General features: G+C 59.2%; 28 protein-coding genes. 21 read left to right on the top strand and 7 right to left on the bottom strand.

From position 1 onward, the window contains the following. Position 1 precedes the first annotated feature (1 nt). From araH to PspR84_RS21010, 5 genes are all read left to right on the top strand, one after another. Entirely contained in the window at positions 2 to 970 is a 969-nt protein-coding gene (gene araH, locus PspR84_RS21030; RefSeq protein ID WP_026000669.1) for an L-arabinose ABC transporter permease AraH, read from the top strand. A 246-nt stretch (positions 971 to 1,216) separates the two neighbouring features. Then, positions 1,217 to 1,930 carry a GntR family transcriptional regulator gene (locus tag PspR84_RS21025; protein WP_160058999.1) on the top strand — a complete coding sequence of 238 codons (714 nt, stop codon included), beginning with the start codon at positions 1,217 to 1,219 and terminating at the stop codon, positions 1,928 to 1,930. Then, positions 1,927 to 2,925 (top strand): ADP-ribosylglycohydrolase family protein, encoded by a 999-nt coding sequence (locus tag PspR84_RS21020; protein ID WP_160058998.1) that lies wholly within the window; start codon positions 1,927 to 1,929, stop codon positions 2,923 to 2,925. Before PspR84_RS21025 ends, PspR84_RS21020 begins: the two co-directional genes overlap by 4 nt. Positions 2,926 to 3,128: 203 nt before the next feature. Continuing rightward, positions 3,129 to 4,595 carry a cytosine permease gene (locus PspR84_RS21015; protein ID WP_038364464.1) on the top strand — a complete coding sequence of 489 codons (1,467 nt, stop codon included), beginning with the start codon at positions 3,129 to 3,131 and terminating at the stop codon, positions 4,593 to 4,595. Then, on the top strand, positions 4,588 to 5,517 hold the full coding sequence (locus PspR84_RS21010; protein ID WP_160058997.1) for a PfkB family carbohydrate kinase: 930 nt from the start codon (positions 4,588 to 4,590) through the stop codon (positions 5,515 to 5,517). Before PspR84_RS21015 ends, PspR84_RS21010 begins: the two co-directional genes overlap by 8 nt. Positions 5,518 to 5,624: 107 nt before the next feature. Here the strand turns inward: PspR84_RS21010 and PspR84_RS21005 are convergent, their stop codons facing one another. The 5 genes from PspR84_RS21005 to PspR84_RS20985 form a co-directional block, all read right to left on the bottom strand. Further along, on the bottom strand, positions 5,625 to 6,005 hold the full coding sequence (locus PspR84_RS21005) for a Rho termination factor N-terminal domain-containing protein (RefSeq protein WP_160058996.1): 381 nt from the start codon (positions 6,003 to 6,005) through the stop codon (positions 5,625 to 5,627). A gap of 63 nt (positions 6,006 to 6,068) precedes the next feature. Continuing rightward, a complete protein-coding gene (locus PspR84_RS21000; protein WP_016986009.1) occupies positions 6,069 to 6,326 on the bottom strand; it encodes a hypothetical protein in 258 nt (85 codons plus the stop codon). Positions 6,327 to 6,370: 44 nt separating this feature from the next. Further along, positions 6,371 to 6,712, bottom strand: a complete 342-nt coding sequence (locus PspR84_RS20995) for a hypothetical protein (RefSeq protein WP_007908306.1) — start codon at positions 6,710 to 6,712, stop codon at positions 6,371 to 6,373. Positions 6,713 to 6,794: 82 nt separating this feature from the next. Then, complete coding sequence (locus tag PspR84_RS20990) at positions 6,795 to 7,991, bottom strand: MFS transporter (protein ID WP_160058995.1); 1,197 nt, start codon at positions 7,989 to 7,991, stop codon at positions 6,795 to 6,797. A 109-nt stretch (positions 7,992 to 8,100) separates the two neighbouring features. Then, complete coding sequence (locus PspR84_RS20985; protein WP_160058994.1) at positions 8,101 to 8,754, bottom strand: HD domain-containing protein; 654 nt, start codon at positions 8,752 to 8,754, stop codon at positions 8,101 to 8,103. Between the two features lie 225 nt (positions 8,755 to 8,979). On the opposite strand from PspR84_RS20985, the gene PspR84_RS20980 reads away from it, so the two are divergent. The 10 genes from PspR84_RS20980 to PspR84_RS20935 all read left to right on the top strand — a co-directional run bounded on the left by PspR84_RS20980 (position 8,980) and on the right by PspR84_RS20935 (position 17,340). Then, a complete protein-coding gene (locus PspR84_RS20980; protein WP_038364457.1) occupies positions 8,980 to 9,459 on the top strand; it encodes a GNAT family N-acetyltransferase in 480 nt (159 codons plus the stop codon). A gap of 159 nt (positions 9,460 to 9,618) precedes the next feature. Then, positions 9,619 to 10,281, top strand: coding sequence for a hypothetical protein (locus tag PspR84_RS20975; RefSeq protein WP_160058993.1), 663 nt, complete (start codon positions 9,619 to 9,621; stop codon positions 10,279 to 10,281). Continuing rightward, the gene (locus PspR84_RS20970; protein WP_016986005.1) at positions 10,278 to 10,772 is read left to right on the top strand and encodes a PAAR domain-containing protein; all 495 of its coding nucleotides are present in this window, start codon (positions 10,278 to 10,280) and stop codon (positions 10,770 to 10,772) included. Before PspR84_RS20975 ends, PspR84_RS20970 begins: the two co-directional genes overlap by 4 nt. Positions 10,773 to 10,777: 5 nt before the next feature. Then, positions 10,778 to 11,512, top strand: coding sequence for a hypothetical protein (locus PspR84_RS20965; RefSeq protein WP_160058992.1), 735 nt, complete (start codon positions 10,778 to 10,780; stop codon positions 11,510 to 11,512). Then, entirely contained in the window at positions 11,509 to 12,039 is a 531-nt protein-coding gene (locus PspR84_RS20960) for a hypothetical protein (RefSeq protein WP_160058991.1), read from the top strand. Before PspR84_RS20965 ends, PspR84_RS20960 begins: the two co-directional genes overlap by 4 nt. Before the next feature lie 105 nt (positions 12,040 to 12,144). Beyond that, on the top strand, positions 12,145 to 13,134 hold the full coding sequence (locus PspR84_RS20955; RefSeq protein WP_160058990.1) for a 2-dehydro-3-deoxygalactonokinase: 990 nt from the start codon (positions 12,145 to 12,147) through the stop codon (positions 13,132 to 13,134). A 19-nt stretch (positions 13,135 to 13,153) separates the two neighbouring features. Further along, positions 13,154 to 13,774 carry a 2-dehydro-3-deoxy-6-phosphogalactonate aldolase gene (locus tag PspR84_RS20950; RefSeq protein ID WP_160058989.1) on the top strand — a complete coding sequence of 207 codons (621 nt, stop codon included), beginning with the start codon at positions 13,154 to 13,156 and terminating at the stop codon, positions 13,772 to 13,774. 46 nt (positions 13,775 to 13,820) lie between these two features. Next, positions 13,821 to 14,969: a galactonate dehydratase gene (gene dgoD, locus PspR84_RS20945; RefSeq protein ID WP_160058988.1), complete on the top strand. Its 1,149-nt coding sequence runs from the start codon at positions 13,821 to 13,823 to the stop codon at positions 14,967 to 14,969. A gap of 195 nt (positions 14,970 to 15,164) precedes the next feature. Continuing rightward, a complete protein-coding gene (locus PspR84_RS20940) occupies positions 15,165 to 16,475 on the top strand; it encodes an MFS transporter (protein WP_160058987.1) in 1,311 nt (436 codons plus the stop codon). A 61-nt stretch (positions 16,476 to 16,536) separates the two neighbouring features. Next, positions 16,537 to 17,340: an IclR family transcriptional regulator gene (locus PspR84_RS20935; RefSeq protein WP_158960093.1), complete on the top strand. Its 804-nt coding sequence runs from the start codon at positions 16,537 to 16,539 to the stop codon at positions 17,338 to 17,340. Here the strand turns inward: PspR84_RS20935 and PspR84_RS20930 are convergent. After that, on the bottom strand, positions 17,337 to 18,389 hold the full coding sequence (locus tag PspR84_RS20930) for an NAD(P)-dependent alcohol dehydrogenase (RefSeq protein ID WP_160058986.1): 1,053 nt from the start codon (positions 18,387 to 18,389) through the stop codon (positions 17,337 to 17,339). The genes PspR84_RS20935 and PspR84_RS20930 overlap by 4 nt on opposite strands. 192 nt (positions 18,390 to 18,581) lie before the next feature. Between PspR84_RS20930 and PspR84_RS20925 the strand changes: the two genes are divergently transcribed. After that, positions 18,582 to 19,472: an AraC family transcriptional regulator gene (locus tag PspR84_RS20925; RefSeq protein ID WP_160058985.1), complete on the top strand. Its 891-nt coding sequence runs from the start codon at positions 18,582 to 18,584 to the stop codon at positions 19,470 to 19,472. Positions 19,473 to 19,569: 97 nt separating this feature from the next. Here PspR84_RS20925 and PspR84_RS20920 read toward each other — a convergent pair whose 3' ends face one another. Next, positions 19,570 to 21,234, bottom strand: a complete 1,665-nt coding sequence (locus PspR84_RS20920; RefSeq protein WP_016985998.1) for an electron transfer flavoprotein-ubiquinone oxidoreductase — start codon at positions 21,232 to 21,234, stop codon at positions 19,570 to 19,572. A 551-nt stretch (positions 21,235 to 21,785) separates the two neighbouring features. On the opposite strand from PspR84_RS20920, the gene PspR84_RS20915 reads away from it, so the two are divergent. The 5 genes from PspR84_RS20915 to PspR84_RS20895 all read left to right on the top strand — a co-directional run bounded on the left by PspR84_RS20915 (position 21,786) and on the right by PspR84_RS20895 (position 25,544). Continuing rightward, the gene (locus tag PspR84_RS20915) at positions 21,786 to 22,535 is read left to right on the top strand and encodes an electron transfer flavoprotein subunit beta/FixA family protein (protein WP_007908338.1); all 750 of its coding nucleotides are present in this window, start codon (positions 21,786 to 21,788) and stop codon (positions 22,533 to 22,535) included. Between the two features lie 2 nt (positions 22,536 to 22,537). Continuing rightward, entirely contained in the window at positions 22,538 to 23,467 is a 930-nt protein-coding gene (locus tag PspR84_RS20910) for an FAD-binding protein (RefSeq protein ID WP_127929312.1), read from the top strand. 80 nt (positions 23,468 to 23,547) lie between these two features. Next, positions 23,548 to 24,369, top strand: coding sequence for a transporter substrate-binding domain-containing protein (locus tag PspR84_RS20905; RefSeq protein WP_160058984.1), 822 nt, complete (start codon positions 23,548 to 23,550; stop codon positions 24,367 to 24,369). A 9-nt stretch (positions 24,370 to 24,378) separates the two neighbouring features. After that, positions 24,379 to 24,735, top strand: coding sequence for a DUF4398 domain-containing protein (locus PspR84_RS20900; protein ID WP_174244473.1), 357 nt, complete (start codon positions 24,379 to 24,381; stop codon positions 24,733 to 24,735). After that, a complete protein-coding gene (locus PspR84_RS20895) occupies positions 24,732 to 25,544 on the top strand; it encodes an OmpA family protein (RefSeq protein ID WP_160058983.1) in 813 nt (270 codons plus the stop codon). The genes PspR84_RS20900 and PspR84_RS20895 overlap by 4 nt, the downstream gene beginning before the upstream one ends. The last annotated feature ends 116 nt before the right edge of the window (positions 25,545 to 25,660 follow it).

Genomic DNA, 25,660 nt, shown 5'->3' with positions numbered 1-25,660 from the left:
GATGACAACCCAAAACGAAACCCTGCCCAAAGAGCGCAAACCGTTGGACATGCGTCGCTTCCTTGATGACTGGGTCATGTTGCTGGCGGCTGTGGGCATCTTCGTTGCCTGTACGCTGCTGATCGACAACTTCCTTTCGCCGCTGAACATGCGTGGCCTGGGCTTGGCGATTTCCACCACCGGCATCGCGGCGTGCACGATGTTGTATTGCCTGGCGTCGGGTCATTTCGACCTGTCGGTCGGCTCGGTGATTGCCTGCGCCGGAGTGGTTGCGGCGGTGGTGATGCGCGACACCAACAGCGTGTTTCTCGGTGTCAGTGCAGCGTTGGTGATGGGTCTGATTGTCGGGCTGATCAACGGCATTGTGATCGCCAAGTTGCGCGTTAATGCCTTGATCACGACGTTGGCGACCATGCAGATCGTTCGTGGTCTGGCGTACATTTTTGCCAATGGCAAAGCGGTGGGTGTGTCGCAGGAATCGTTCTTCGTGTTTGGTAACGGCCAGTTGTTCGGCGTGCCGGTGCCGATTCTGATCACCATCGTCTGCTTTCTGTTTTTTGGCTGGCTGCTGAATTACACCACCTACGGGCGCAACACCATGGCCATCGGTGGCAACCAGGAAGCAGCATTGCTGGCAGGTGTGAACGTTGATCGGACCAAGATCATTATCTTTGCCGTGCATGGTGTGATTGGTGCGCTGGCCGGGGTGATTCTGGCTTCGCGGATGACCTCGGGGCAGCCGATGATTGGTCAGGGGTTTGAGCTGACGGTGATCTCTGCTTGTGTGTTGGGCGGGGTGTCGTTGAGCGGCGGGATCGGCATGATTCGGCATGTGATTGCCGGGGTGTTGATTCTGGCGATTATTGAGAATGCGATGAACTTGAAGAATATCGACACGTTCTACCAATACGTTATCCGTGGTTCGATCCTTCTGTTGGCCGTCGTGATTGACCGTCTGAAGCAACGCTAGAATCAAGAGCCCCTCACCCCAAGCCCTCTCCCAGAGGGAGAGGGGGAAAGGGAGCAGATCTCCTAGCTTTTCAAACCTGAGTTCGACTTGATATTTCAGGTCGATGTAATTCGAATAAACACCTCGATCAGTCCCCTCTCCCTCCGGGAGAGGGCTAGGGTGAGGGGCTTTTGATTCTCCCGCCTTTCGTCACTCTCCCTAAATATTCCTTGCCCGCCCACACCCGTTTCGGGTATCAATTTGTACATGATTAGACAGGTACGATTTGACAAGAAACAACGGGTGGTCGACGAGCTCGTCCGGCGCATCGAAAGCGGCCTCATGGAGGACGGCTTTCTGTTGCCCGGCGAGCATCAGTTGGCTCAAGAATTCAACGTCAGCCGAGGAACGCTGCGCGAAGCGCTGGCCGAATTGAAACGGCGCAATTACATCGCCACGCAAAGCGGCGTCGGCTCCATCGTCACCTTCGACGGTGTCGCCCTCGACCAGCGCAGCGGCTGGGCGCAGGCCTTGGCCGACAGCGGGGCGATGATCAATACCGAAGTGTTGCGTCTGGAAGCCGTGACCCGGCCCGATCTGCTGGCGCGTTTTGGTACCGATCAATTCATCACCCTCGACCGTCGCCGCCGTTCCAGCGAAGGCACGCTGGTGTCCCTCGAACGCTCTTTGATGCCGGCGACCGGCGGCCTGGAAAGCCTGCCGCGCGTCGGCCTGATCGACAATTCCCTGACCATCACCCTGGCCGCCTACGGCTACATCGGCGAGCGCGGCGATCAATGGATCGGCGCCGAACCGCTGAATGCCGAAGACGCCGCATTGCTTGGCCGGCCTGAAGGCACGGTATTCCTCAAAGCGCTGCGCACCACCTACGACCGGCAGAACCGCTTCATGGAACAGGTGGAAAGTTTGCTCGACCCGGTGCATTTCCGTCTGCACCTGCAATTTGGAGAATCGAAATGACCGCGTTCAACCGTGCCCTCGGCGCTTTCTATGGCCTGGCCCTCGGTGATGCGCTGGGCATGCCGACGCAATCGCTGAACCGCGAAACGATCAAGACCCGTTTCGGCACGATCACCGATTTGCAGGACGCCGGGCCGCTGCAACCAATCGCCGCGAACATGCCCAAAGGCTCGATTACCGACGACACCGAACAGGCGATTCTGGTCGGCGAGTTGTTGGTAGAAGGAAAGGGCCGCATCGAACCGGCAATCCTCGCGCAACGCCTGATCGAGTGGGAAGCCGAGATGCAGGCCAAAGGCTCGCAGGACTTGCTCGGGCCGTCGACCAAACGCGCGATCGAAATGATCCTTGCCGGGCATTCGCCGGAAGAGGCCGGACGCTATGGCACCACCAACGGTGCGGCGATGCGCATTACGCCGGTGGGAATCGCGGCAGATGTTGCCGATCCTCAACGCTTTATTGCGGCGGTGGTGCAGGCTTGCCAGGTCACGCACAACACCACGCTGGGGATTTCCAGTGCGGCAGCGGTGGCGGCGGTGGTGTCTGCCGGCATCAATGGCATGGACCTGGGCGAGGCACTGAACCTTGGTCAGCAAATCGCTCAACAAGCGGAAACGCATGGGCACTGGGTGGCCGGTGGGCGCATTGCCTCGCGCATCAGTTGGGCGCGCACCATCAGTGTCGATAGCGACAAGGCATTGCTGGCGGATCTGCTCTACGACGTGATCGGCACTTCGGTGGCCTCGCAGGAGTCGGTGGTGGTGTCGTTCGCGCTGGCGCAGCAAGTCGCGGTGGGTGAGATGAGCGCGTTTGATGCGTTGTGCATGGCCGCCGGTCTTGGCGGTGACACTGACACCATCGCGGCGATTCTTGGCGCAATGCTTGGGGCCTGCCTGGGTCTTGAGAGCTGGCCTGCCGAGATGGTCGAGACGGTTAAGGCCGTTAATCATCTGGAGCTTGAGCCGTTAGTGCAGGGGCTGTTGGCTTTGCGCTGATTGGGCTGACGTCTTCGCGAGCAGGCTCGCTCCCACAGGGATTACACGGTACCTGTGGGAGCGAGCCTGCTCGCGAAGGCCGCACCGCAAATTTCGAATTTTCAACCCGCAATGGATCGCGCAGACAGGCCGAGGACGGCCGGGAAGTCTTGTCGTTTTGCATCATTGCCACAACCACAAAAAAGGCAAACAGGAGCATCTTCATGAGTTCATCAAACGCCGGGCAAAGCGCCGGGCAACTGGAAACCCGCGGCATCGAACCGGTGCCGGAAGCCGAGTGCAACGGTCATCCGCTGCAACTGTTCTGGGTCTGGTTCGCCGCCAACATCTCCATCCTCGGTCTGCCGCTGGGCGCCACGCTGGTCGCATTTCGCGGGTTGGCCATCTGGCAGGCGATCATCGTCGCAATCATCGGCGCGGCCGGTTCGTTTGCGGTGGTCGGGATCATCTCGATTGCCGGTCGCCGTGGCCGCGCGCCGAGCCTAACCTTGTCGCGGGCGATCTTCGGCGTGCGCGGTAACATCGGCCCGACACTGGTCTCGCTGATGTCGCGCCTGGGTTGGGAAACCGTCAACACCACCACTGCCGCATTCGTGCTGTTGTCGCTGTGCTCGATTCTGTTCGGCTCGCCGGTGGAAGCGAAAAGTGCGCCGGTGCTGACGCTGATCTTCATCGCGATTTTCGTCCTGCTGACCTTGTCGGTGTCCGGCCTCGGCCATGCGACCTTGCTGGTGATTCAGAAGTGGGCGACCTACGTCTTCGGTGCGCTGAACATTCTGGTCGGTGGTTTCCTCTGCGCGACCATCGACTGGAGCGCGGTATTCAACGCCACGCCCGCGCCGATGAGCGCAATGATCATCGGCATCGGCACCATGGCTGCGGGCACCGGCATCGGTTGGGCCAACGCTGGCGCCGACATGTCGCGCTATCAGCATCGCAGCGTCAAGGCTGTGCGTCTGGTTGCGTCTGCTGCGTTTGGTGCGGGCATTCCGCTGGTACTGCTGATCACTCTTGGCGGTCTGCTGTCGGTGGGCAACAACGACCTGGCCTCGGCGACTGACCCGATCGTGGCAATCCGCGACATGCTGCCAACCTGGATGGCGGTGCCGTACCTGATCACCGCATTCGGTGGCCTGCTGCTGTCGAACAACCTGTCGGTGTATTCCGCCGGTTTGACCACATTGACCCTCGGCCTCAAGGTCAAACGCGTCTACGCGGTGGTGGTCGATATCGTCGCGATCTTCGCCGGTTCGATCTACTTCATGCTGATCGCCGACAGCTTCTACGGTCCGTTCATTACCTTCATTTCCCTGCTTGCCGTGCCGATCACCGCGTGGGTCGGGATCTTCGTCGTTGATCTGATTCACCGTCACTACTACAGCCCGACAGATCTGCTCGACGTCAGCCCGAGCAGCGCCTATTGGTATCGTGGCGGTATCGAATGGCGTGCATTCGGCGCGTGGGCGATTGCCATCGTCCTCGGCTTCAGCTTTACCACCATCGGCACCACTGCCGAGAACGTCTGGTTCAAGGGCTTCCTGTCCGACTCGTGGCTGGGCCACAACGGCCTCGGCTGGATCGTGACCTTCGTCGTCGCTGGTGGGATTTACTTTGTATTGGGCGGGGCGAAAGATCGCCGTGCCGCGCAAACCGAGAATGCACATGCCTAAGATGTTGCACACCGGCCAGGTCATCATCGACCTGGTCATGGCCGTGGATAAACTGCCGCAGATAGGCGGTGACGTGCTGGCGCAGTCTGCCGGTTTCGAAGCCGGTGGCGGGTTCAATGTGATGGCGGCAGCGGTGCGTAACGGCCTGCCGGTGGTGTATCTCGGTCGCCATGGCACTGGGCGTTTCGGTGATCTGGCGCGGCAGGCGATGAACGCCGAGGGGATTCACATCGGCATCACCGAACCCGCGCAGAAGGACACCGGTTTATGTGTGGCGCTGACCGATGCGTCGGCGGAGCGCAGTTTCATTTCCTATATCGGCGCTGAAGGTGAGGTGACCGAAGAAGATCTGAACAGCGTCGCGGCCGAGGCGGGTGATTACGTTTATCTCAGCGGCTACAGCCTGCTCCACGAAGGCAAAGCGCAGGCATTGCTCGATTGGACATTGGCACTACCGAGCTCGATCAATGTTGTGTTCGATCCGGGCCCGTTGGTCGAGTCGCCGGACTCGCCGATGATGCAGGCGTTGCTGCCGCGCATCGATGTGTGGACCAGCAACAGTGTTGAAGCGTTGCGGTTTACCGGTGCTGAAGATATTGGCGTGGCGCTGGATCGACTCGCTGAATATCTGCCCAAAGAGGTGCTGATGGTGGTGCGTGACGGGCCGCAGGGCTGCTGGATTCATCAGCGCGATGAGCGTCGGCATGTGCCCGGGTTTGCGGTGAAAGCGGTAGACAGCAATGGCGCTGGTGATGCCCATGCTGGCGTGTTTGTTGCCGGACTGGCGCAGGGTTTGTCTGCCCATGAAGCGGCTCGCCGGGCGAATGCGGCAGCGGCTATCGCAGTGACGCGCTGGGGGCCGGCTACTTCGCCGGGGGCGGCAGAGGTGGATGCGTTTATCCGCGAGTCCGGCGGCGCTTGATCTACCGCTTTCGCGAGCAGGCTCGCTCCCACAGGTGATTTGTGATCGACATAAATTTAATGTGGGAGCGAGCCTGCTCGCGAAGGGGCCTTTAGCCTCACACAAACTTAGCCGGCCTTGCGCAATGCCTCGATCAACTCCTGCTTGCGCATCGAAGACCGCCCCGGAATCTGCTTCGCCCGGGCCTCCTTCATCAAGCTATCGACTGTCTGCGTATCCTTCGACGCTTTGCTATTACGCGAATGCCCCTCGCGACTGGCCACCGCCCGCCGCGATGACTCTTTACGATCCTCAGCCTTGGCACTCGCCGGTTTTATGCGCCCGGAACCGCCGGATTTTTCGCCACCGCCCGATTGCTTGTTCACCGTCGCCCAGGCCCGCGCCTCGGCGTCATCTTTCGACAGGCCTTTCTTTTCGTAGCTGTCTTCGATGTGCTCGGCTTTGCGCTTTTGCTCGGTGGTGTATTTGTCTTTGCTTCCACGAGGCATGGGGTTTCTCCTCTTGTGTGCAGATCCGGCCGCCCGCCGCATCGGCAGCGAGCGGCCCCTGGATTACTGCAGATCCAGCTTGCGCGCGGCCTCAACGCCAGCGGCACTGAGCTTGATCGGCAGGTTCAACGAATGTTCGCCAGCCTCGTTGCAGGTCACATGCCCGTGGTGAATCAGTCCACGATCCTGCAAAGCGGCGAGGGCGCTGGCCACGACCTTCTCGCCCCGGTAATTGTCCAGCACCTCCTTGCCCAGTCCACTCGGATGAGCGTGCAGCAGGCGGGTGAGGACTTCTTTTTCCAGGTTTTTATCGACGTTCATGGTTACCTCTTCATTGGGTTGAACAGGACGCTCGCGTCGGCGAACTACTGACCGGAGCCTTCGGAACCGGAGCCACCGGTGGTGGTTTTCGAGCCGACGCCGGGGCCCGCGTTGTCTGGCGTGGCGGGGGCGTCGGGGGTATTCATGCCGCCCTGCCTGCCCGGGTCACTGCCCTGCGTGCGCGGATCGGTGCCGGTGGCGGGAGGCTGATTGATCAAAGGCACGCCGGAGCCATCGGTATTCATGCCGGGGGCACTGTTGATGGCGGGGGCGCGTGGCGGGGTCGGATCGGTAGGGCCGGTGCCCGCAGCGGTGGCGGATGCGGCGAACACCGCAGGGCAGAGCAGGGCGCTGAATACGAAAGCGGTCAACCTTGACGGGATCATAGGGCTTCTCCAGTGATTGGAATCCTTACCTGTCGTTGGTCTGCCCTCTGATCGGATTGGTGCCTGATGAACGACGAACGGTCTAGATCACCGCTGCGGTTTTGATGACCAGTCGGCGCCAAAGCAAGCGGCCAAAGGTAATCAACCAGTTGGCCAACGCGACGATCAAAACCGTCAAAAGCAGCGTGCTCATGCCGTGTTCAACGATGATTTTTCCGGCCAGCAACGGGAAACCAAACACACCGATAAAGTACGCCAGACTGAACAGCAACAAGGCCTGTGACGTGGTGCCGGCCGGTGCTTCGTTGGCCGCCAAACCGTTGATCACCGAATAGGTCAGGCCATAACCGACGCCGAGCACCAACGCCGCCAGCAGATAGGTGAATCCACTGTGCACGCCGAACGCGAATAGCACGATCGAGCCGAGCATCAGCCCCGACAACAGGCAAGAAGCGCGCAGCGGATCACGCTTGACCACATAGCCAGCGATCAGCATGCGGCTGCTGATTGCCGCACTCATGAAGCCCAGAAAGAACAGCGAATAATCCAGCGATCGCGCAGCGGCGTAACTGGTCTGGAAACTCGACAGGCCACCGAACACGCAACCGCCGAGGCCGACCATGATGATCGGAAACAGGGCGCGCGAGCCAAGCACTTGAGTGGTCGCTTGCCAGCTGATTTTTGCCGCTGTCGGGGCCTGCGCACTTTTCAATCGAGAACCGAGCCGCCAGAACAGCAGCACCCCGATCAGGCTTGCGAGCGCCGCCAGATAAAACGCCGAGGTCACTGGCAAGCCCAGCGCAGTGGCTGCCCGTCCGAGCAACGGGCCGCTGCCGATCCCGGTCATCATGCTGCCCGACAGCAGCGCGAAGTACTTGGCGCGCTGCGCCGGGGTCACCAGACTCGCGACGATGATCGGCCCCAGGGTGTAGAAAACGCCCCAACCCAAGCCCAACAACAAACCGAAAAACAACAGCAGATGACCAAATCCTGGCGTCAGCGCAAAGCCCAGACTTGCCGCCACCAGCAACAGACCGAACAGGGCAATCGAACGCGCCGCGCCGAGCCAGTCCGACAGATGCCCGGACACCAGCACTGCGACAAACGTACTGAGCATCGCCGCCGAAATCACACTGCCGGCATCGTGTTCATTGCCGCCGCGAGAACTGATCAACAGCGACAATAAAAACGTCGAGCCGTAAGACAGCGACAGCAGATAACTGGCGAGGCAGAACAGGCCGAACAGCTTGCCTGAAACCTTGGGTATTGCTTGCGACATGACGCGAATCCTTGAGCGGAAAAATTCAGCGTCGTCTGTTTAACACGTCAGGCAGGCGACTTAGGTCTGAGCTTGGCGAAGTCAGGATCACTGCACGCCGGAGTAATGCTCAAGCGATACCGATCTCTTCCTTGAGCTGCTCCATGAAACCCTTCAGACGATGATGACGGACCAGCGCCAGACGCTGGCCGGTGGCAGTCTGGAAACCGTCGGCGAGGTGCAGCAGTTTGGTCTGGAAGTGATCGAGGCAAAACCGCTTGTCGTCGTAGTCGCGCTGTTTCGCTTCGGGATCCTGCGGGTCGTACAACGCCGAGCCCATACGCCCGGCGATATAGAACGTACGGGCGACGCCGAGCATGCCCAGTGAGTCGAGGCGGTCGGCGTCCTGGACGATTTTCGCTTCGAGGGTGAGCGGGGTGATGTTGGCGGAAAAACTATGGGCTTCGATGGCGTGGGCGACGGCCTTGATTTTTTCTTCCGGCCAGTTCAGAACGGCCAGCACTGACGAAGCTTTATCTGCCGCCAGCCGCGAAGCCTGCGCGCGCAGTGGCGAATTCTTCTCGACAGCCACGCAATCGTGCAGCAGCACGGCGGCGAGCAACACCTCAAGATCGCCGCCTTCTTCTTTCCGTAGCGTGCGTATGTTGTGCCAGACCCGTTGCAGGTGGGCGAGGTCGTGAGCGCCGTCGTCGGACGGCTCCAGGGCGTGCGGCAGTAACTCTGCTGCCAGTGCCGCCACGGGTGTAAAAAACTCAAGGTTCATAAGCATCCTTTCAGATTGTCGAAGTCCCTGTGGGAGCGAGCTTGCTCGCGAAGAGGCAGTATCAGTCACCGCAATGTCACTGACAGTCCGCTTTCGCGAGCAGGCTCGCTCCAACAGGGAACTGCAGCGTTTGCAACATTGCGCAGGGTAGTGTGTGTTTTGCCATGTGACGAGCGCCGCCCACGGCCTTAGTATGGCGTTTTCCTTTTCCGACAAGGCCCGTCCATGACGATCGACATCCGCCCGGCGACCCCCAGCGATGCCCCGCAAATCCTCGCCTTCATCACTGAACTCGCTGATTTCGAAAAGGCCCGCCACGAGGTCATCGCCAGCGTCGCTGACATCGAGCGCAGCCTGTTCGGCGAAGGCGCCACCGCTCACGGTCTGATCTGCCTGCGCGACGGTCTGCCAATCGGTTTCGCGGTGTTCTTCTTCAGCTATTCGACCTGGCTCGGCAGCAACTGCCTGTACCTCGAAGACCTCTACATCACCCCCGAACAACGCGGCGGCGGTGCCGGCAAAACCTTGTTGCGTCACTTGGCGAAAATCGCCTGCGACAACGACTGCGGCCGCTTCGAATGGAGCGTGCTCGACTGGAACACGCCGGCGATCGAATTCTATAAATCCCTCGGCGCGCAACCTCAGGAAGAGTGGGTGCGCTACCGCATGGATGGCCAGGTTCTGCGTGAGTTTGCCGAGGGTTGAACACGATGATGGCAATCCGGCAGTAATTCGATTGTCGCCAGCGCTCTAGTCCGGCATTCTACGCGCCATTTTTGCGCGCTCACGGACGACACCTGCAATGCCTCTGGCACAACTTCTCCACGCCCGTGGAGCCTTCGCTGCGTCAACGAGTGACCGGCGATGAGCGGACTACGGGCGTCAATGCGTCTGTATGGCCTGGTGAAAAACTCAGGCTTGAGCGACAACCCCCAGCGCCAACCGGTCGACATTCTGTGCATGACAAATCGTACGGGCGGCAGCGCCATTCGTGCGTTCGTGTCACGCCTTGATGCCGAGTTGATGACCCGCACCGCCGGGCTCGCCGAGTACCGCGTGATACCGCTGCGCACCTTCGATCCGACGGCGTTTATCGACGCCCATCAAGGCTGGCTGACGCTGCACATTTGCTGTGGTTTCGTCGCCCCTGCCGGGCATTCGCTGCTCAGGGGCGGCGGGTTGATGCCGATGGGCTGGTACGTCTATTCCGAGATCGGCCAGTGGACGGCCCAGCATTATCTCGATCTCGGCGCACAAATGGCCGAACTGCTGCAATCGACTTATGAGCGTAATCATCTGCGCCACTACAACGCCTGGCTCAACGAACTCGACGACGCCTCGCCGGCTGAACTGGCCTGGCAAACCGACGAAGCCTGGCAACACCTGCAAACCGCCGCATCACCCGACAGCCGTGAGCATTGCCACGCCCTGTTCGACCCCGTCGACAACCGCTGGCGCTTCGCCGAGACCGACATCGATATTCATCAGCCGCACCCGGAACCCCTGAAGCAAGGAGCTTTGAATTGAGTGGTAAACCCGCTGCACGCGTCACCGACCCGACCGCCTGCCCATTGCCAGGCCATGGCACCAACCCGATTGCCTCCGGCTCGCCGAACGTCTTCTTCGACGGCCTCGCCGCCGCGCGCATGACCGATAAGTCGGCGTGTGGCAGCCCGATTACCGGAGCGGTTTCCGGCACCGTATTCATCAACGGCCTGAACGCGGCCACGCTCGATAGCACCGGAGGCCACGGCAATGTCGTGGTCGGTGGGTCGGGGACGGTGATTATTGGCCAGAGCGGCGGTGGGGCAGCGTTTAGTGGGCTGTTGCCGATGCCGGTGCATTTTACGGACAGGTTGCAAGTGGTTAACGAGGCGACTGGCGAGCCTATCCCCGATCATCCGTATGCGATCCAGCGAGGTGATGGGCGCATAGAACATGGCATCACCAATGAGCAGGGCTTTACCCATATGGTGAGTTCTCACTTGGCTGAAACTATTAAATTGTTTGTAGAGTGATCGAAATGGAAGTCGAAAATCCTGCACTCAGAGACTGCAAAACTGAAGTGGCTGGCCATGAGTTGACCTGCAAGACTGACCAGAGCGTCAAGCAAGTTACTGTCAAAGTGAAAAAGGTAGCCGTTTTCTTTATTGGCGGTGCTGGGGATAAAGAGGAGTATTATCAGAATGAACCTCCTCATCATAATGTGCAAAATGCGTGGAATCAGTTGTCGAACAGACTGTCTCCGGAACAAAAGCTCGACGTTAATTTACCTTATATAAGCTATAAGGATGTTCGCGGTGAGAAGGATATCGAGAAGTATGTAATACGCCCGTTAAAAGGTGATAAGACGGTTTATCTTGTGATTGTTGGTCATAGCCTTGGGGGGTGGAATGGTGCACATTTGACCTCGATTTTGAAAGAACGAGGTTATACAGCCAAGATGTTGGTAACACTCGATCCTGTTGGCGGTGGTACAGGTGTATGGATGTTCTCTGATATCTATTTTACGACGCCAAAGCCCGTGGCAGATTACTGGATAAATATATTGGCATCCCCCAAGGAAAAAGACGATTCAGATACTGTTGCCAGTTTGGGAGAGCGCTGGATCATGACATCTGGACCTCATATGAATGAGGCGGTCAGTGCGAATCACCGGCAAGCAGGTATGCTGTTCGCCTCCAAACTTCAAAGTGGAAAGTCTGCGTGCGATATAGTTTATGAGCGAGTGACTCAATATTTGGAATCGAAAAAATGATACGACTATTTATTGTGCTGACGATGCTTCTATGTAGTTCTTGTGCCAAGCGGCCGATTCTTCCTGATACCGAGATTGAATTCATTTCTGTCGCTACAGGGGGCGATAGTTTGTCTTGGAGTGTTCGCTTTAGTTCGAAGACCGATGTGTTGAATTTTTTTAAGGATGCGACGGGAGAAACGCAGTTGGGTGAAACAGTGTTTTGCTCTCTGGATAAAGAGCTTGAATTTGAAAGCTCCGATAAATTGACTAATTATTTTGTTGGTAATCTTGTTGAGGTTGACGCCGATAAGTCTGGTTTAGACCATATTTATACGTCTAGATTGTCCGCAGTGAGAAAGGAGGATGAGGGCGTTTCAAATGTTTTCATGAGCGCGGAAGAACTGCTGGCATTATTAAATGAACGTAACGCCGTCTCTTGCAGAGTGTTTACCTCAGCTTACTCATTCGGGGGATACTATTCGGAGTCAATGCTGATTCCAGCAACTGACCTCGTACACGTCATTGAACAGCAGCGCGTGCAATGATTGCTTTATCCCATAATGTGGGATGCAAAATTACATATTGAGATTTCACGTCTGAGAGGTCTATAGTCCGTCGCACTCACTGCCAAAAACAAAACAGGTGAAGCGATGCTGGCGCAATTGATCGCGCTCGACTGGGGGACGACCTCATTACGTGCTTACAAACTCGCGGCGGACGGTGTGGTGCTGGAGCAGCGCGCGCTGTCGTCCGGGATCATGCAGTTGCCCAAGACCCCGCGAAACATCAACGGTCGCGAATGCGCCGATGGTTTTGAACTGGCGTTCGACGAGGCGTGCGGCGACTGGCTCGAGGCGCAGCCGGATCTACCGGTGATTGCTTGCGGCATGGTCGGCAGTGCGCAGGGCTGGCGCGAAGCGGCCTACTGCGAGACGCCGGCGAACGTCGCCAATCTCGGAAAATCCCTACAAACAGTGATCAGTCTGCGCGGCACCGTGGTGCATATCGTGCCAGGCGTGATTCAGCGTTCTCGTCTGCCGAACGTGATGCGCGGCGAAGAAACCCAGGTCCTTGGCGTCCTGCAGAATCTGCCGGTTGAGGCGGGCGCTGATCTGTTGATCGGCCTACCAGGCAGTCATTCGAAATGGGTCGACGTGGTCGATGGCTGCATCACTCATTTCGATACCTTCATGACCGGCGAAGTGTTCGCCGTGCTCAGTGAGCACAGCATTCTCGGCCGGACCCTGAAGCAAGGCGCGACGTTCGATGCTCTGGCGTTTGACCGTGGCGTGCAGGTTGCGCAGTCGGCGGACGGCGAGCTGGGCGTGCTGTCGACGTTGTTCAGTGCCCGCACCCTGGGCCTGACCGGTGAACTGAGCCCGACAGCGCAGGCGGATTATTTGTCCGGTCTGATGATCGGCCATGAATTGGCAGCACTGGCCAGCGCTCAACGCCTTCGCCGCGACAACCCGAATCTCCCTTCGATCATCCTCATCGGCAACGCGCAACTGTGTGCGCGCTACCGCCGTGCCCTCGACGCCTGTGGTTTCGCCAACGTGACGCTGGCCGAGCAGGCCACCGAGCGTGGCTTGTGGCAACTGGCGCTGGCTGCCGGACTGATTGATTCCTCATCCCGTTAACCCTGACTGGAGGCCTGACATGCTCAAGCAAGCATTGGCGCAAAACGGTCTGATCGCGATTCTGCGTGGCCTGCATCCGCAGGAAGCCGCCGCTGTCGGAGAAGTCCTGTATGCAGCCGGATTTCGCGTCATCGAAGTACCGCTCAATTCCCCTTCGCCGTACGAAAGTATCCGCATCCTGCGCAAGGCCCTGCCCGCCGATTGCCTGATCGGTGCCGGCACGGTGTTGACCCCGGAACAGGTCGGGTTGGTGAAAGAAGCCGGCGGCCAAGTGATTGTCATGCCGCACAGTGACGCCAAGGTCTTGCGTGCGGCGAAAGCGGCGGGGCTGTTTCTGTCGCCGGGTGTCGCCACGCCGACCGAGGCCTTCGCGGCACTGGAGGAGGGCGCGGACATTCTCAAGATGTTTCCGGCCGAGCAGATGGGCCCGGCGGTCGTCAAAGCCTGGCTCGCGGTGTTGCCGTCCGGGACGGTGTTGGCGCCCGTCGGCGGTATCACTCCGGACAACATGCAGGCGTTTATCGACGCCGGCGTGAAAGGTTTCGGCCTCGGTTCCGGGCTGTTCAAACCGGGCATGACGCCGGAGCAAGTGGCGGTGAACGCCAAGGCCTACGTGGCTGCTTGGAAGGCCCTTCGCTAAGACTTTTTGGCGCTGTGTGCGCTGCATCTACAAGAGAGACAAAAAGATGAAAATCACCAAACTCACCACCTTCATCGTGCCGCCGCGCTGGTGTTTCCTCAAAGTCGAAACCGATGAAGGCGTGACCGGTTGGGGTGAACCCGTGGTCGAAGGCCGCGCGCACACCGTCGCGGCCGCCGTCGAAGAATTGTCCGACTACCTGATCGGCAAAGACCCACGCAACATCGAAGACATCTGGACCGTGCTCTATCGCGGTGGCTTCTACCGGGGCGGCGCGATTCACATGAGTGCGCTGGCCGGTATCGATCAGGCGCTGTGGGACATCAAGGGCAAGGCGCTCGGGGTGTCGGTCAGCGATCTGCTCGGCGGTCAGGTGCGTGACAAGATTCGCGTGTATTCGTGGATTGGCGGTGACCGTCCGGCCGACACCGCACGTGCGGCGAAAGAGGCGGTGAGCCGTGGTTTCACTGCGGTAAAGATGAACGGCACCGAAGAGTTGCAGTTCCTCGATACTTTCGAAAAAGTCGATCTGGCGCTGGCCAACGTTGCCGCTGTGCGTGATGCGGTCGGGCCGAACGTCGGCATCGGTGTCGACTTCCATGGCCGCGTGCACAAGCCGATGGCCAAGGTGCTGATGAAGGAGCTCGATCCGTACAAACTGATGTTTATCGAAGAGCCGGTGCTCAGCGAAAACTACGAGGCCTTGAAAGAACTGGCACCGCTGACCAGCACGCCGATTGCCCTCGGTGAGCGGCTGTTCTCGCGTTGGGACTTTAAACGCGTGTTGAGCGAAGGTTACGTCGACATCATCCAGCCGGATGCCTCCCACGCCGGCGGCATCACCGAAACCCGCAAGATCGCCAACATGGCCGAAGCCTACGACGTGGCTCTGGCGCTGCATTGCCCGCTGGGGCCGATTGCGCTGGCGGCGTGTTTGCAACTGGACGCTGCTTGTTACAACGCGTTTATCCAGGAGCAGAGCCTGGGCATCCATTACAACGAGAGCAACGACTTGCTCGACTATGTGATAGATCCACGGGTGTTCGATTACGACAAAGGTTTTGTGAAGATTCCGAACGGGCCGGGTCTGGGCATCGAGATCAACGAGGAATACGTGATCGAGCGCGCAGCAGTCGGGCATCGCTGGCGTAACCCGATCTGGCGCCATGCCGATGGCAGCTTTGCCGAGTGGTGAGTCGCTGAATCACCTGTGCCCCCTGTGGGAGCGAGCCTGCTCGCGAATGCTATGTCACATCCGACATCGATGTGACTGATCCGACGCCTTCGCGAGCAGGTCGAATCGTCGCACCGTCGCTCCCACAGGTTTAATCTCCACATGGATGGGAGATTTGCGTCATGACCTCAATAAACATAAGAAGAGGCATCTCTCATGCAACCGCAAACCCTCACCGGGCAGGCGTCTTTAGTCACGCCTAGCCGCAAGCGGTTTTTCATCATGGTGTTGCTGTTTATCACCGTGGTCATCAACTACCTCGACCGCAGCAACCTGTCGATTGCCGCGCCGGCGCTGACCAGTGAGTTGGGCATCGATCCGATTCACGTCGGCCTGATCTTCTCTGCGTTCGGCTGGACCTACGCCGCCATGCAGATCCCCGGCGGCTGGCTGGTCGATCGTGTGCCGCCGCGCATTCTTTACAGCGTCGCGTTGCTGCTGTGGTCGCTGGCCACAGTGATGCTTGGTTTCGCCGCCAGTTTCATCGCGTTGTTTGTCTTGCGCATGGCGGTCGGTGCACTGGAAGCCCCGGCGTATCCAATCAACAGTCGCGTGGTCACTACTTGGTTCCCCGAGCGTGAACGCGCCACGGCCATCGGTTTCTACACCTCGGGTCAGTTCGTCGGCCTGGCATTTTTGACCCCGGTTCTGGCCTGGCTGCAACACGAATTCGGCTGGCACATGGTCTTTGTCGCGACCGGCGCGGTGGGCATCATTTGGGCAGCGATCTGGTACGCGGTGTATCGCGAGCCACGGGATTTCAAAGGTGCCAACGCGGCGGAAATCGATCTGATCCGCGAGGGTGGTGGTCTGGTCGATATTCAACAAGAGTCCGCCAAGATCAAAGCCAAATTCAGCTGGACCGACTTGGGCATCGTCCTGACCAAACGCAAGTTGTGGGGCATCTACCTTGGCCAGTTCTGCCTGAACTCGACGCTGTGGTTTTTCCTGACGTGGTTCCCGACTTATCTGGTGAAGTATCGCGGCATGGACTTCATCAAGTCCGGCCTGTTGGCGTCGCTGCCGTTTCTCGCAGCGTTCGTTGGCGTGTTGTGTTCGGGGTTCTTTTCCGACTTCTTGATCCGTCGCGGCTACACCGTTGGCTTTGCGCGCAAGTTGCCGATCATTGGCGGGCTGCTGATTTCCACCTCGATCATCGGTGCCAACTTCGTTGAGTCGACGCCCCTGGTGATTGCCTTTCTGGCGCTGGCGTTCTTCGGCAACGGTCTGGCCTCGATCACCTGGTCGCTGGTGTCGACGTTGGCGCCGGCGCGTTTGCTCGGGCTGACGGGCGGGGTGTTCAACTTCATCGGCAACCTGTCGGCGATTGCCACGCCGATCGTTATCGGCTTTCTTGCCAGCGGCGATTCCTTCGCGCCGGCGATCACCTATATCGCGGTTCTCGCACTGATCGGCGCTTTGTCCTACGTGCTGCTGGTCGGCAAGGTCGAGCGTATCGAGTTGTAGTGGTCTGCGTCGGGCGACCATAATGCCGCCCGTTCCTTCGCTCAACGGTAAAAGGCTGGATATGCAGGAAGACGCTCCGGAAAAAACCAAGGACGCCGCGCCCACCGGCACCCAGACGCTGTTACGTGGCTTGGGTGTGGTGCAAGCGGTGGCCAGCGGCGCCCGCGATCTCAAGGAGATTGCCCGGCTGATCGGCACCACGCGCAGCACCACCCATCGTCTGGCCAGTTGCCTGGTCGACGAGCGCTACCTGCGCGTGGTGCCGCAAGTCGGTTATCTGCTCGGGCCGAAGCTGATCGAACTGGGTTTCCAGGCGCGCGAAGAATTGCCGCTGGTGACCTTGGCCGCACCCTACCTGGACGAGTTGTCGGCATTGACCGGCGACACTGTGCACTTAGGCATTCGTGAAGGCGATGAGGTGCTGTATCTGCTGAAAAATCCGGGGCGCAACGGCCCGGAAATGCGCTCGCGGGTCGGCCATCGCATGCCGCTGGCACGCACCGGTATCGGTAAGGCGTTGATGCTCGATGACTCGCCGAAAGATTGGCAACGTCTGTACGACATCAGCCTGCCGGCAGGTGGGAAAAGTCAGTTCTGGCCGCAGCATCCCCAACAGTCGTGGGAACAGCTTGAGCAGCGCATGACCGAATACGTCGCCGGTGGCTACGCGTTCGATCTGGAGGACAACGAACCGTCGATCCGCTGCGTGGCGGCGCCGATTCGCGATGCGAGCAAGGGCATTGTGGCGGCAATCAGTATCGCCAGCACCGTGCCGTACATGCCGCTGGAAAAAATGGCCGAGCTGATTCCCCTGATCAAAGGGGTCACAGCCCGGCTATCGGCGGAACTCGGTCTAAAGATTTAAACCTTGAGGGTCGCCATGTCGATGACGAAACGGTACTTCACGTCGCCAGCGATCATGCGCGCATAAGCCTCATTGATCTGGCGGATGTCGAGCATTTCGATGTCGCAGGTGATGTTGTGTTCTGCGCAGAAATCCAGCACTTCCTGGGTTTCAGCAACGCCACCAATCAACGAGCCGGCCAATACGCGGCGGCTCATCACCAGTTTGCCAGCGTGGACCGGTGGATCGATCGGTTCGATCAGACCGACCAGAATGTGCACGCCGTCGAAGCGCAGGGTGTCGAGGTACGGGTTGAGATCGTGCTGCACCGGAATGGTGTCGAGCAGGAAGTCGAAGTAACCGGCAGCGGCTTTCATCTGCTCGCCGTCGGTGGAAACGATCACGTGATCGGCACCCTGACGGCGACCTTCTTCAGCCTTGCTCGCCGAGCGGGTGAATAGCGTGACTTCGGCGCCCATGGCCTTGGCGAATTTGATGCCCATGTGGCCGAGGCCGCCCATGCCGAGAATCCCGACTTTGTCGCCCGCTTTCACACCGTAGTGCTTGAGCGGCGAGTAGGTGGTGATACCGGCGCAGAGGATTGGCGCGGCGCTGGCTAACGCCAGTTTTTCCGGAATGCGTACGACGAAATGCTCGCTGACGACGATGCTGTCCGAATAACCGCCCATGGTGTTGCTACCATCGACACGATCCGGGGTGGCGTAGGTCATGGTCGGGCCTTCGAGGCAATATTGCTCAAGGTTCGACTGGCAGGCTTCGCAGGTGCGGCAGGAGTCGACCATGCAGCCGACGCCGACCAGATCGCCTACTTTGTGCTGGGTGACATTCGCACCGACCGCGGTGACTTTTCCGACGATCTCATGGCCGGGCATCAGCGGGTAAACGGCGATGCCCCATTCGTTGCGCGCCTGGTGGATGTCGGAGTGGCAAACGCCGCAGTAAAGAATTTCGATGGCGACGTCGTCGGCGCGCGGGCTGCGACGTTCGAACTTCATCGGGGCGAGGGGGGTGGTGGCCGATTGGGCGGCATAACCGATGGCTGTGTACATGTGAAACCTCGCAAAAGCAGGAACAAGTGAGGCGGCGCATTCTGGGCGCCGACTGTCGGTCCGACCATGACGATTCCTCCGGGTCTCATGCCTAATCCTCCGGTATACGGGGTTGATCGGTCGCATTGGCAAAAGGATCTGCGATGATGCTTTCATCCCTTGTTTTCGTGATTTTTTGTGAAGAGCAATTCGATGCAATTGACCCGTCATCTTGATGCCAATGCCCGGCTGGTTTCGCTGATCGAACCGCTGGCGCTACGCGATGGTTACAGTCGGACCGGGCTGCCCGGTGTGCAAGTGTTGCGCGCCAGTTGCGACGTCGCCCGTGGCCCGCACATTTATGAGCCGAGCCTGATGATCATCGCCCAGGGCAGCAAACTGGCGTTTCTCGGGCCGCGCACCATGGAATACGGTGCCGGGCATTACCTGATTCAGGCGCTGCCGGTGCCGTTCGAATGTGAGACCTTCGCCTTGCCGGATGCGCCGTTGCTCGGCGTGTCGGTGGCGATTGATCGGGTGTTGCTCGGTGAGCTGGTGCTGGCCATGGGGCTGGCGCCGGGGCGGCATATTCCGGCACAGACACCGGAGTCGATGACCTCGGTGGTGCTCGACGATGATATGCGTGGCTGTGTCGAACGTTTGCTCAGTTGCCTGCACGATCCGCTGGAATGCCAGATTCTCGGGCCGGCGCGGGTGCGCGAGTTGTTATTCGTCGCGTTGCGTGGGCCACAAGCGGATGTGTTGCGCGCGCTGGTTGAGCAGCAGGGGCAGTTCGCCCGGGTGGCGGCATCGATCAGTCATCTGCATGCGCATTACACCGAGCCGTTGAACGTGGAGACGCTGGCCGGTTGCGCGAATATGAGCGTGTCGACATTCCATGAACACTTCAAACGCAGCACGTTGTTGTCGCCGGTGCAGTATCTGAAGCGTTTGCGGTTATTGAAGGCGCAGACGTTGCTGGTGGCGGAAGGGCTGGGTGTGGCGCAGGTGGCGCATCGGGTGGGGTATCAGAGTACTTCGCAATTCAGCCGCGAGTATAAGCGCTACTTCGAACGCAGCCCGGGTGACGAGCGCGCCGCCTGATTCGATGATAACTCCCACAGTAGTTTTGTGGTGTCAGAGGAATTTTGGGCAACAAAAAGGCCCCCAAATCGGGAGCCTTGTTGTTCAGCGGTTCGACTTACATGTTCGGATAAGTCGGGCCGCCAGCGCCTTCCGGCGTGACCCAAGTGATGTTCTGCGAAGGGTCCTTGATGTCACAGGTCTTGCAGTGCACGCAGTTCTGGGCGTTGATCTGGAAGCGCTTCTCGCCGTCTTCCTTGGTGATCACTTCGTACACGCCGGCCGGGCAGTAGCGCTGTGCCGGTTCGTCGTACAGCGGCAGGTTCTTGCTGATCGGGATGCTCGGGTCGGTCAGCTTCAGGTGGCACGGCTGTTCTTCTTCGTGGTTGGTACCGGAGATGAACACCGAGCTGAGTTTGTCGAAGCTGAGTTTGCCGTCCGGCTTCGGATAGTCGATCTTCTTGCAGTCGGCCGCGAGCTTGAGGCAAGCGTAGTCCGGCTTGGTGTCGTGCAGGGTGAACGGCAGTTTGCCGCCGAAGATGTTCTGGTCCAGCCAGTTGAAACCGCCGCCGACGATGGCGCCGAACTTGTGGATCGCCGGGCCGAAGTTACGGCTGGCGAACAGTTCGTCGTAGAGCCAGCTCTTCTTGAACGCGTCCACATAAGTGGTCAGTTCTTCAGTGCCGTCCTTTTCCGCGAACAGTGCATCAGCCACCGATTCAGCGGCGAGCATGCCCGACTTCATCGCGGTGTGGCTGCCTTTGATCTTGGCGAAGTTCAGGGTGCCGAGGTCGCAACCGATCAGCGCGCCGCCCTTGAAGACCATTTTCGGCAGCGAGTTCAGGCCACCTTTGCAGATCGCACGGGCGCCGTAGCTGATGCGCTTGCCGCCTTCCAGATACTGAGCCAGCACCGGGTGATGCTTGAGGCGCTGGAACTCGTCGAACGGCGACAGGTAGGTGTTGCTGTAGGACAGGTCAACGATCAGACCGACCACCACCTGATTGTTTTCCAGGTGATAAAGGAACGAGCCGCCGGTGTTTTCGGTGCCCATGATGTCCAGCGGCCAGCCGGCGGTGTGCACCACCAGACCTGGCTGATGTTTGGCCGGATCGATTTCCCAGATTTCTTTCAGACCGATGCCGTAGTGCTGGGCGTCGGCATCGCTGTCGAGGTTGTAGCGCTTGATCAGTTGCTTGCCGATGTGGCCACGGCAGCCTTCGGCGAACAGCGTGTATTTGCCACGCAGTTCCATGCCCGGGGTGTACAGGCCTTCTTTCGGGTTGCCTTCGCGGTCGACGCCCAGATCACCGGTGATGATCCCGCGTACCACGCCTTGCTCGTCGATCAGCGCTTCCTGAGCAGCGAACCCCGGGTAGATTTCTACGCCAAGGTTCTCGGCCTGCTGAGCCAGCCAGCGGCACAGGTTGCCGAGGGAGATGATGTAGTTACCTTCGTTGTGCATGGTCTTGGGCACAAAGAAGTCTGGAATCTTCTGCGCGTTTTCGGCGTTTTTCAGCACGAAAATATCGTCGCGGGTGACTGGCGTGTTCAGCGGCGCGCCGAGTTCCTTCCAGTCCGGGAACAGTTCGTTCAGAGCGCGTGGTTCGAACACGGCACCGGACAGGATATGTGCGCCGACTTCGGAGCCTTTTTCGACCACGCAGACGCTGATTTCCTTACCGGCTTCGGCGGCCTTCTGCTTCAGACGGCAGGCGGCGGACAGGCCAGCGGGGCCGGCACCGACGATGACCACGTCGAATTCCATGTATTCGCGTTCCACAGGCTATCTCCTACTCAAGGCTCAACAGTTTTTTTTCTAATTTGGAGGTTTGATGTCGCATCCGCTATTCCTTTACGTTAACGTCAAGGGGAATATTGGAGAACAGACCTTTCTCTCTAGGCGGCGCATTATATCTACACCACTCCTAGCGTCCAATACAAACGTTTGTTTGAATTGGCTCCAGCCCAGAGAAATCAAAGAAGCGCGGCTTATGAATGGTCATTTTGCTGTATTGACCGGAATAGGCGTTCCGGTCAAGATACGGGCGGTTTTGCGCTCGTCGTAGGCAGACTGGTGGTTTCAAGAGCACGTCTAAAGACAGGGCACAGGCAAATAGAAGGTGATGCGCAGCGCAGTCTGGCGCGCAGTTTACACCGCGTGAGGATCAATGACTTGTCGGTCACCACTGACGAACGGTCGCACCCCTCAACGCCGTGCAATCACCTCGCACCCCGGTCGGCGTTTTTAGAGGTGCCCTTTTAGCCTGATGAGCATCAACCGCCAGGTTCGCCTAGGCGACTTTCTTTTCACCGGAGAGTAACGAGGAATCCATGAAGGTTCTTGTAGCTGTCAAACGCGTTGTGGATTACAACGTCAAGGTTCGCGTCAAGGCGGACAATTCCGGCGTCGATCTCGCCAACGTCAAGATGTCGATGAACCCGTTCTGCGAAATCGCAGTGGAAGAAGCCGTACGCCTGAAAGAGAAAGGTGTTGCGACTGAAATCGTCGTCGTCTCCATCGGCCCGACCACCGCTCAGGAGCAGCTGCGTACCGCACTGGCTCTGGGTGCCGACCGTGCCATCCTCGTCGAATCCGCTGAAGATCTGACCTCGCTCGCCGTGGCCAAGCTGCTCAAGGCTGTGGTCGACAAGGAACAGCCGCAGCTGGTGATCCTCGGCAAACAGGCCATCGACAGCGACAACAACCAGACCGGCCAGATGCTCGCGGCACTGAGCGGCTACGGTCAGGGCACGTTCGCCTCGAAAGTCGAAGTCTCTGGCGACAGCGTTGCCGTGACCCGCGAAATCGACGGCGGCGCGCAGACAGTTTCCTTGAAACTGCCGGCAATCGTCACCACTGACCTGCGTTTGAACGAGCCGCGCTATGCGTCTCTGCCAAACATCATGAAAGCCAAGAAGAAGCCTCTTGAAGTGCTGACTCCGGACGCTTTGGGCGTTTCCACCGCCTCCACCAACAAGACCCTGAAAGTCGAAGCGCCGGCGGCACGCAGCGCAGGCATCAAGGTCAAGTCGGTGGCTGAACTGGTCGAGAAACTGAAAAACGAAGCGAAGGTAATCTGACCATGACTATCTTGGTAATCGCTGAACACGACAATAAAGTGTTGGCCCCGGCCACACTGAACACCGTGGCTGCTGCTGCCAAAATCGGCGGCGACATCCACGTTCTGGTTGCAGGTCAGGGCGCTGGCGCCGTGGCGGAAGCCGCTGCGAAAATCGCTGGCGTGAGCAAAGTCCTCAACGCTGACAATGCCGCTTACGCGCATCAGTTGCCGGAAAACGTTGCTCCTCTGGTTGCAGAGCTGGGCGCTGGCTACAGCCACATCCTGGCTGCCGCTACCTCCAACGGCAAAAACATCCTGCCGCGCGTTGCTGCGCAGCTGGACGTTGACCAGATCTCCGAGATCATCTCGGTCGAAAGCGCTGACACTTTCAAGCGTCCGATCTACGCCGGTAACGCCATCGCTACCGTACAGTCGACCGCGCCAATCAAAGTGATCACCGTGCGTGCCACCGGTTTCGACCCGGTTGCTGCTGAAGGTGGTTCGGCTGCTGTTGAAGCCGTCGCTGCTGCGCACAACGCGGGCACTTCGAGCTTCGTTGGCGAGGAGCTGGCCAAGTCCGACCGTCCGGAACTGACCGCTGCCAAGATCGTCGTTTCCGGCGGCCGCGGCATGCAGAACGGCGACAACTTCAAACACCTGTACGCCCTGGCCGACAAGCTGGGCGCTGCCGTCGGTGCTTCGCGCGCCGCGGTCGACGCAGGTTTCGTACCGAACGACATGCAGGTCGGTCAGACCGGCAAGATCGTTGCGCCACAGCTGTACATCGCCGTCGGTATCTCCGGCGCGATCCAGCACTTGGCCGGTATGAAAGACTCCAAAGTGATCGTTGCGATCAACAAGGACGAAGAAGCGCCGATCTTCCAGGTGGCCGATTACGGTCTCGTGGCGGATCTGTTCGAAGCAGTACCTGAGCTGGAGAAGCTGGTCTAATCCAGCGGCTTCACTTATAAAGAGCCCGACCTTTTGGTCGGGCTTTTTTTTGTCTTGGATTTGAGTGGGAGCGTTTTGCCATGGATCTGCGTTGCGGATGGTTGTTGGGATTGGCCCTGTTGCCGGGGCTGGCGATGGCCGCCGGCAAATGCGAACGCCTCGTCGTCACCGGCAGCCCGGACGCACCGCCGTATCTGTGGCAGGACCCGCAGAATCCCAAGCAGTTGATCGGCGCCAGCGCCGACCTGTTGCAACAAGTCGCCAAAGATCTCGGCATCAAGGTCGAGTTGCTTTACGCCGGCAAACGCTCGCAAGCCCTCGACGAAGTACGTAGTGGGCGCATGGACATGCTCGCCGACGCGCCGCTGACATTCACTGAGCTGGAAAACCTCGATTACGTCTATCCGCCATTGCTGGAAAACGACTATCTGGTGTGGACACGCAAAGGCTCGACACTGGTCTACAGCGAAGCCAAAGACCTGCACGGCCACGCGGGCGCGTTGTCGGAAAAGTCTCGAATCACCCAGGCATTCGGCACTTTCGCCGAGCAGAATCTGACCCTGACCAAGACAGCCAACCTCACCCAGGCCCTGCAGAAATTGCTTCTCGGTGAAGTCGAATATGTACTCGCCGGGCGCTACTCGGGCATGGCCGGCGCGCAGGCGTTGGGTATGGCCAATGATCTGCTGGCGTTCGAGCAACCCATCGACCGCCCGGGCCTGTTCCTCGCGGTTTCGCATAACTCGGCGTGCAACGATCCGTGGTTGCGCGGACAGCTAGCCAAAAAGATGACAGAATTGCCCGCGTCCGGACTGACGGAAGCCGCGCTGCAACGCAATATCGAGCGCTGGAAGGCGCAGCAGCAACAGCCGCAACCACCTGTCAGTGCCCCAAAACAGTAGGGATTCTTAGTGAGTATTCGACCTCTTTTCGCGGCTGTGGCCGTTCTGGCTCTGGCCGGTTGCGCAACCGATCCGGCACCCAATGAACAAATGCGCCTGACCGAGCAAGCCATCACCCAGGCCAAAGCTGTTGGCGCCACCGCCGACGAAGTGCCGGAAATGAAACTGGCCGAAACCAAATACAACCGCGCCAAAGGCAACATGGCTGACGAGTCCTACCGCAACGCACGCATGCGTTCGGAACAGGCTGAACTGGATGCACGTCTGGCCGAAGCCAAAGTGCTGACGCAAAAAAGTCAAGAACAGCTGAATGTGCTGAACACCCGTATCGTCCGACTGCGCAAGCAACTGGGAGATGCCCAATGAGCCTCAAGTCGAAACTTCTCGGCGGCCTGATCCTCGCCGGGTGTGTCAGCCTGTACGGCTGCGCCGGCCAGCACAGCGAATCCGCGCTGCAAGAAGCCAGTGCCGATTTCCAGAAGGTCAAGGAAGACTCCAATGTGCTGCGCATCGCGCCGAAAGACGTGATCCGCGCCGGTGAGTCGCTGGCCCGTGCCGATCGCCTGTCGACCTATTGGGGCAGCGGTTCGGACGTGGTGCATTACGCCTACCTGAGCCAGCGTTACAGCGAAATCGCCCGCGAGCACACCAATCAGGTGCTCAACGAAGAGCGCGCGGCGAAACTGGAACTGGATCGCCAGCGCTTGCAACTGGCCTTGCGTGAATCGAAGTTGCTCAGCGTGCAGCAACAGGGCAAATGGCTGGAAGAACAGATCGTAGCACTGGCCACCAGGCAGACTGACCGGGGTCTGGTGATGACGCTCGGCGACGTGCTGTTCGATACCGGTGAAGCGGAGCTGAAAAACTCGGCCAACCGTGTCGTCCTGAAAATCGTGCAGTTCCTGCAACTGAACCCGAAACGCGTGGTGCGCATCGAGGGCTACACCGACAGCACCGGCGGCAAACAGGAAAACCTCAAGCTGTCTCGTGACCGCGCGCAATCGGTCGCCGACGTGTTGATGGATCTGGGCATCGACGACAAACGCATTCAGGTCGAAGGTTACGGCGACGAATACCCGGTGGACGCCAACGCTTCCGAGCGCGGACGGGCACAGAATCGTCGGGTTGAGATTGTCTTCTCCGATGAAAAAGGCCAGCTCGGCGCCGCCCGTTAAGGGTTGCGTCTCTGGAAAGCCCGGGCTGTCATGCAGTGCCGGGCTTTTTTACGTCTGTCGAATGGCCCACAAATCAGTACAGTCAGGGGCAGACACCGCACTGTATGGTCGAGTAA

Origin of the sequence: Pseudomonas sp. R84, assembly GCF_009834515.1 — a bacterium.
In the GTDB taxonomy this organism is placed as follows: domain Bacteria; phylum Pseudomonadota; class Gammaproteobacteria; order Pseudomonadales; family Pseudomonadaceae; genus Aquipseudomonas.
This window is presented reverse-complemented; position numbering and strand designations above follow the sequence as displayed.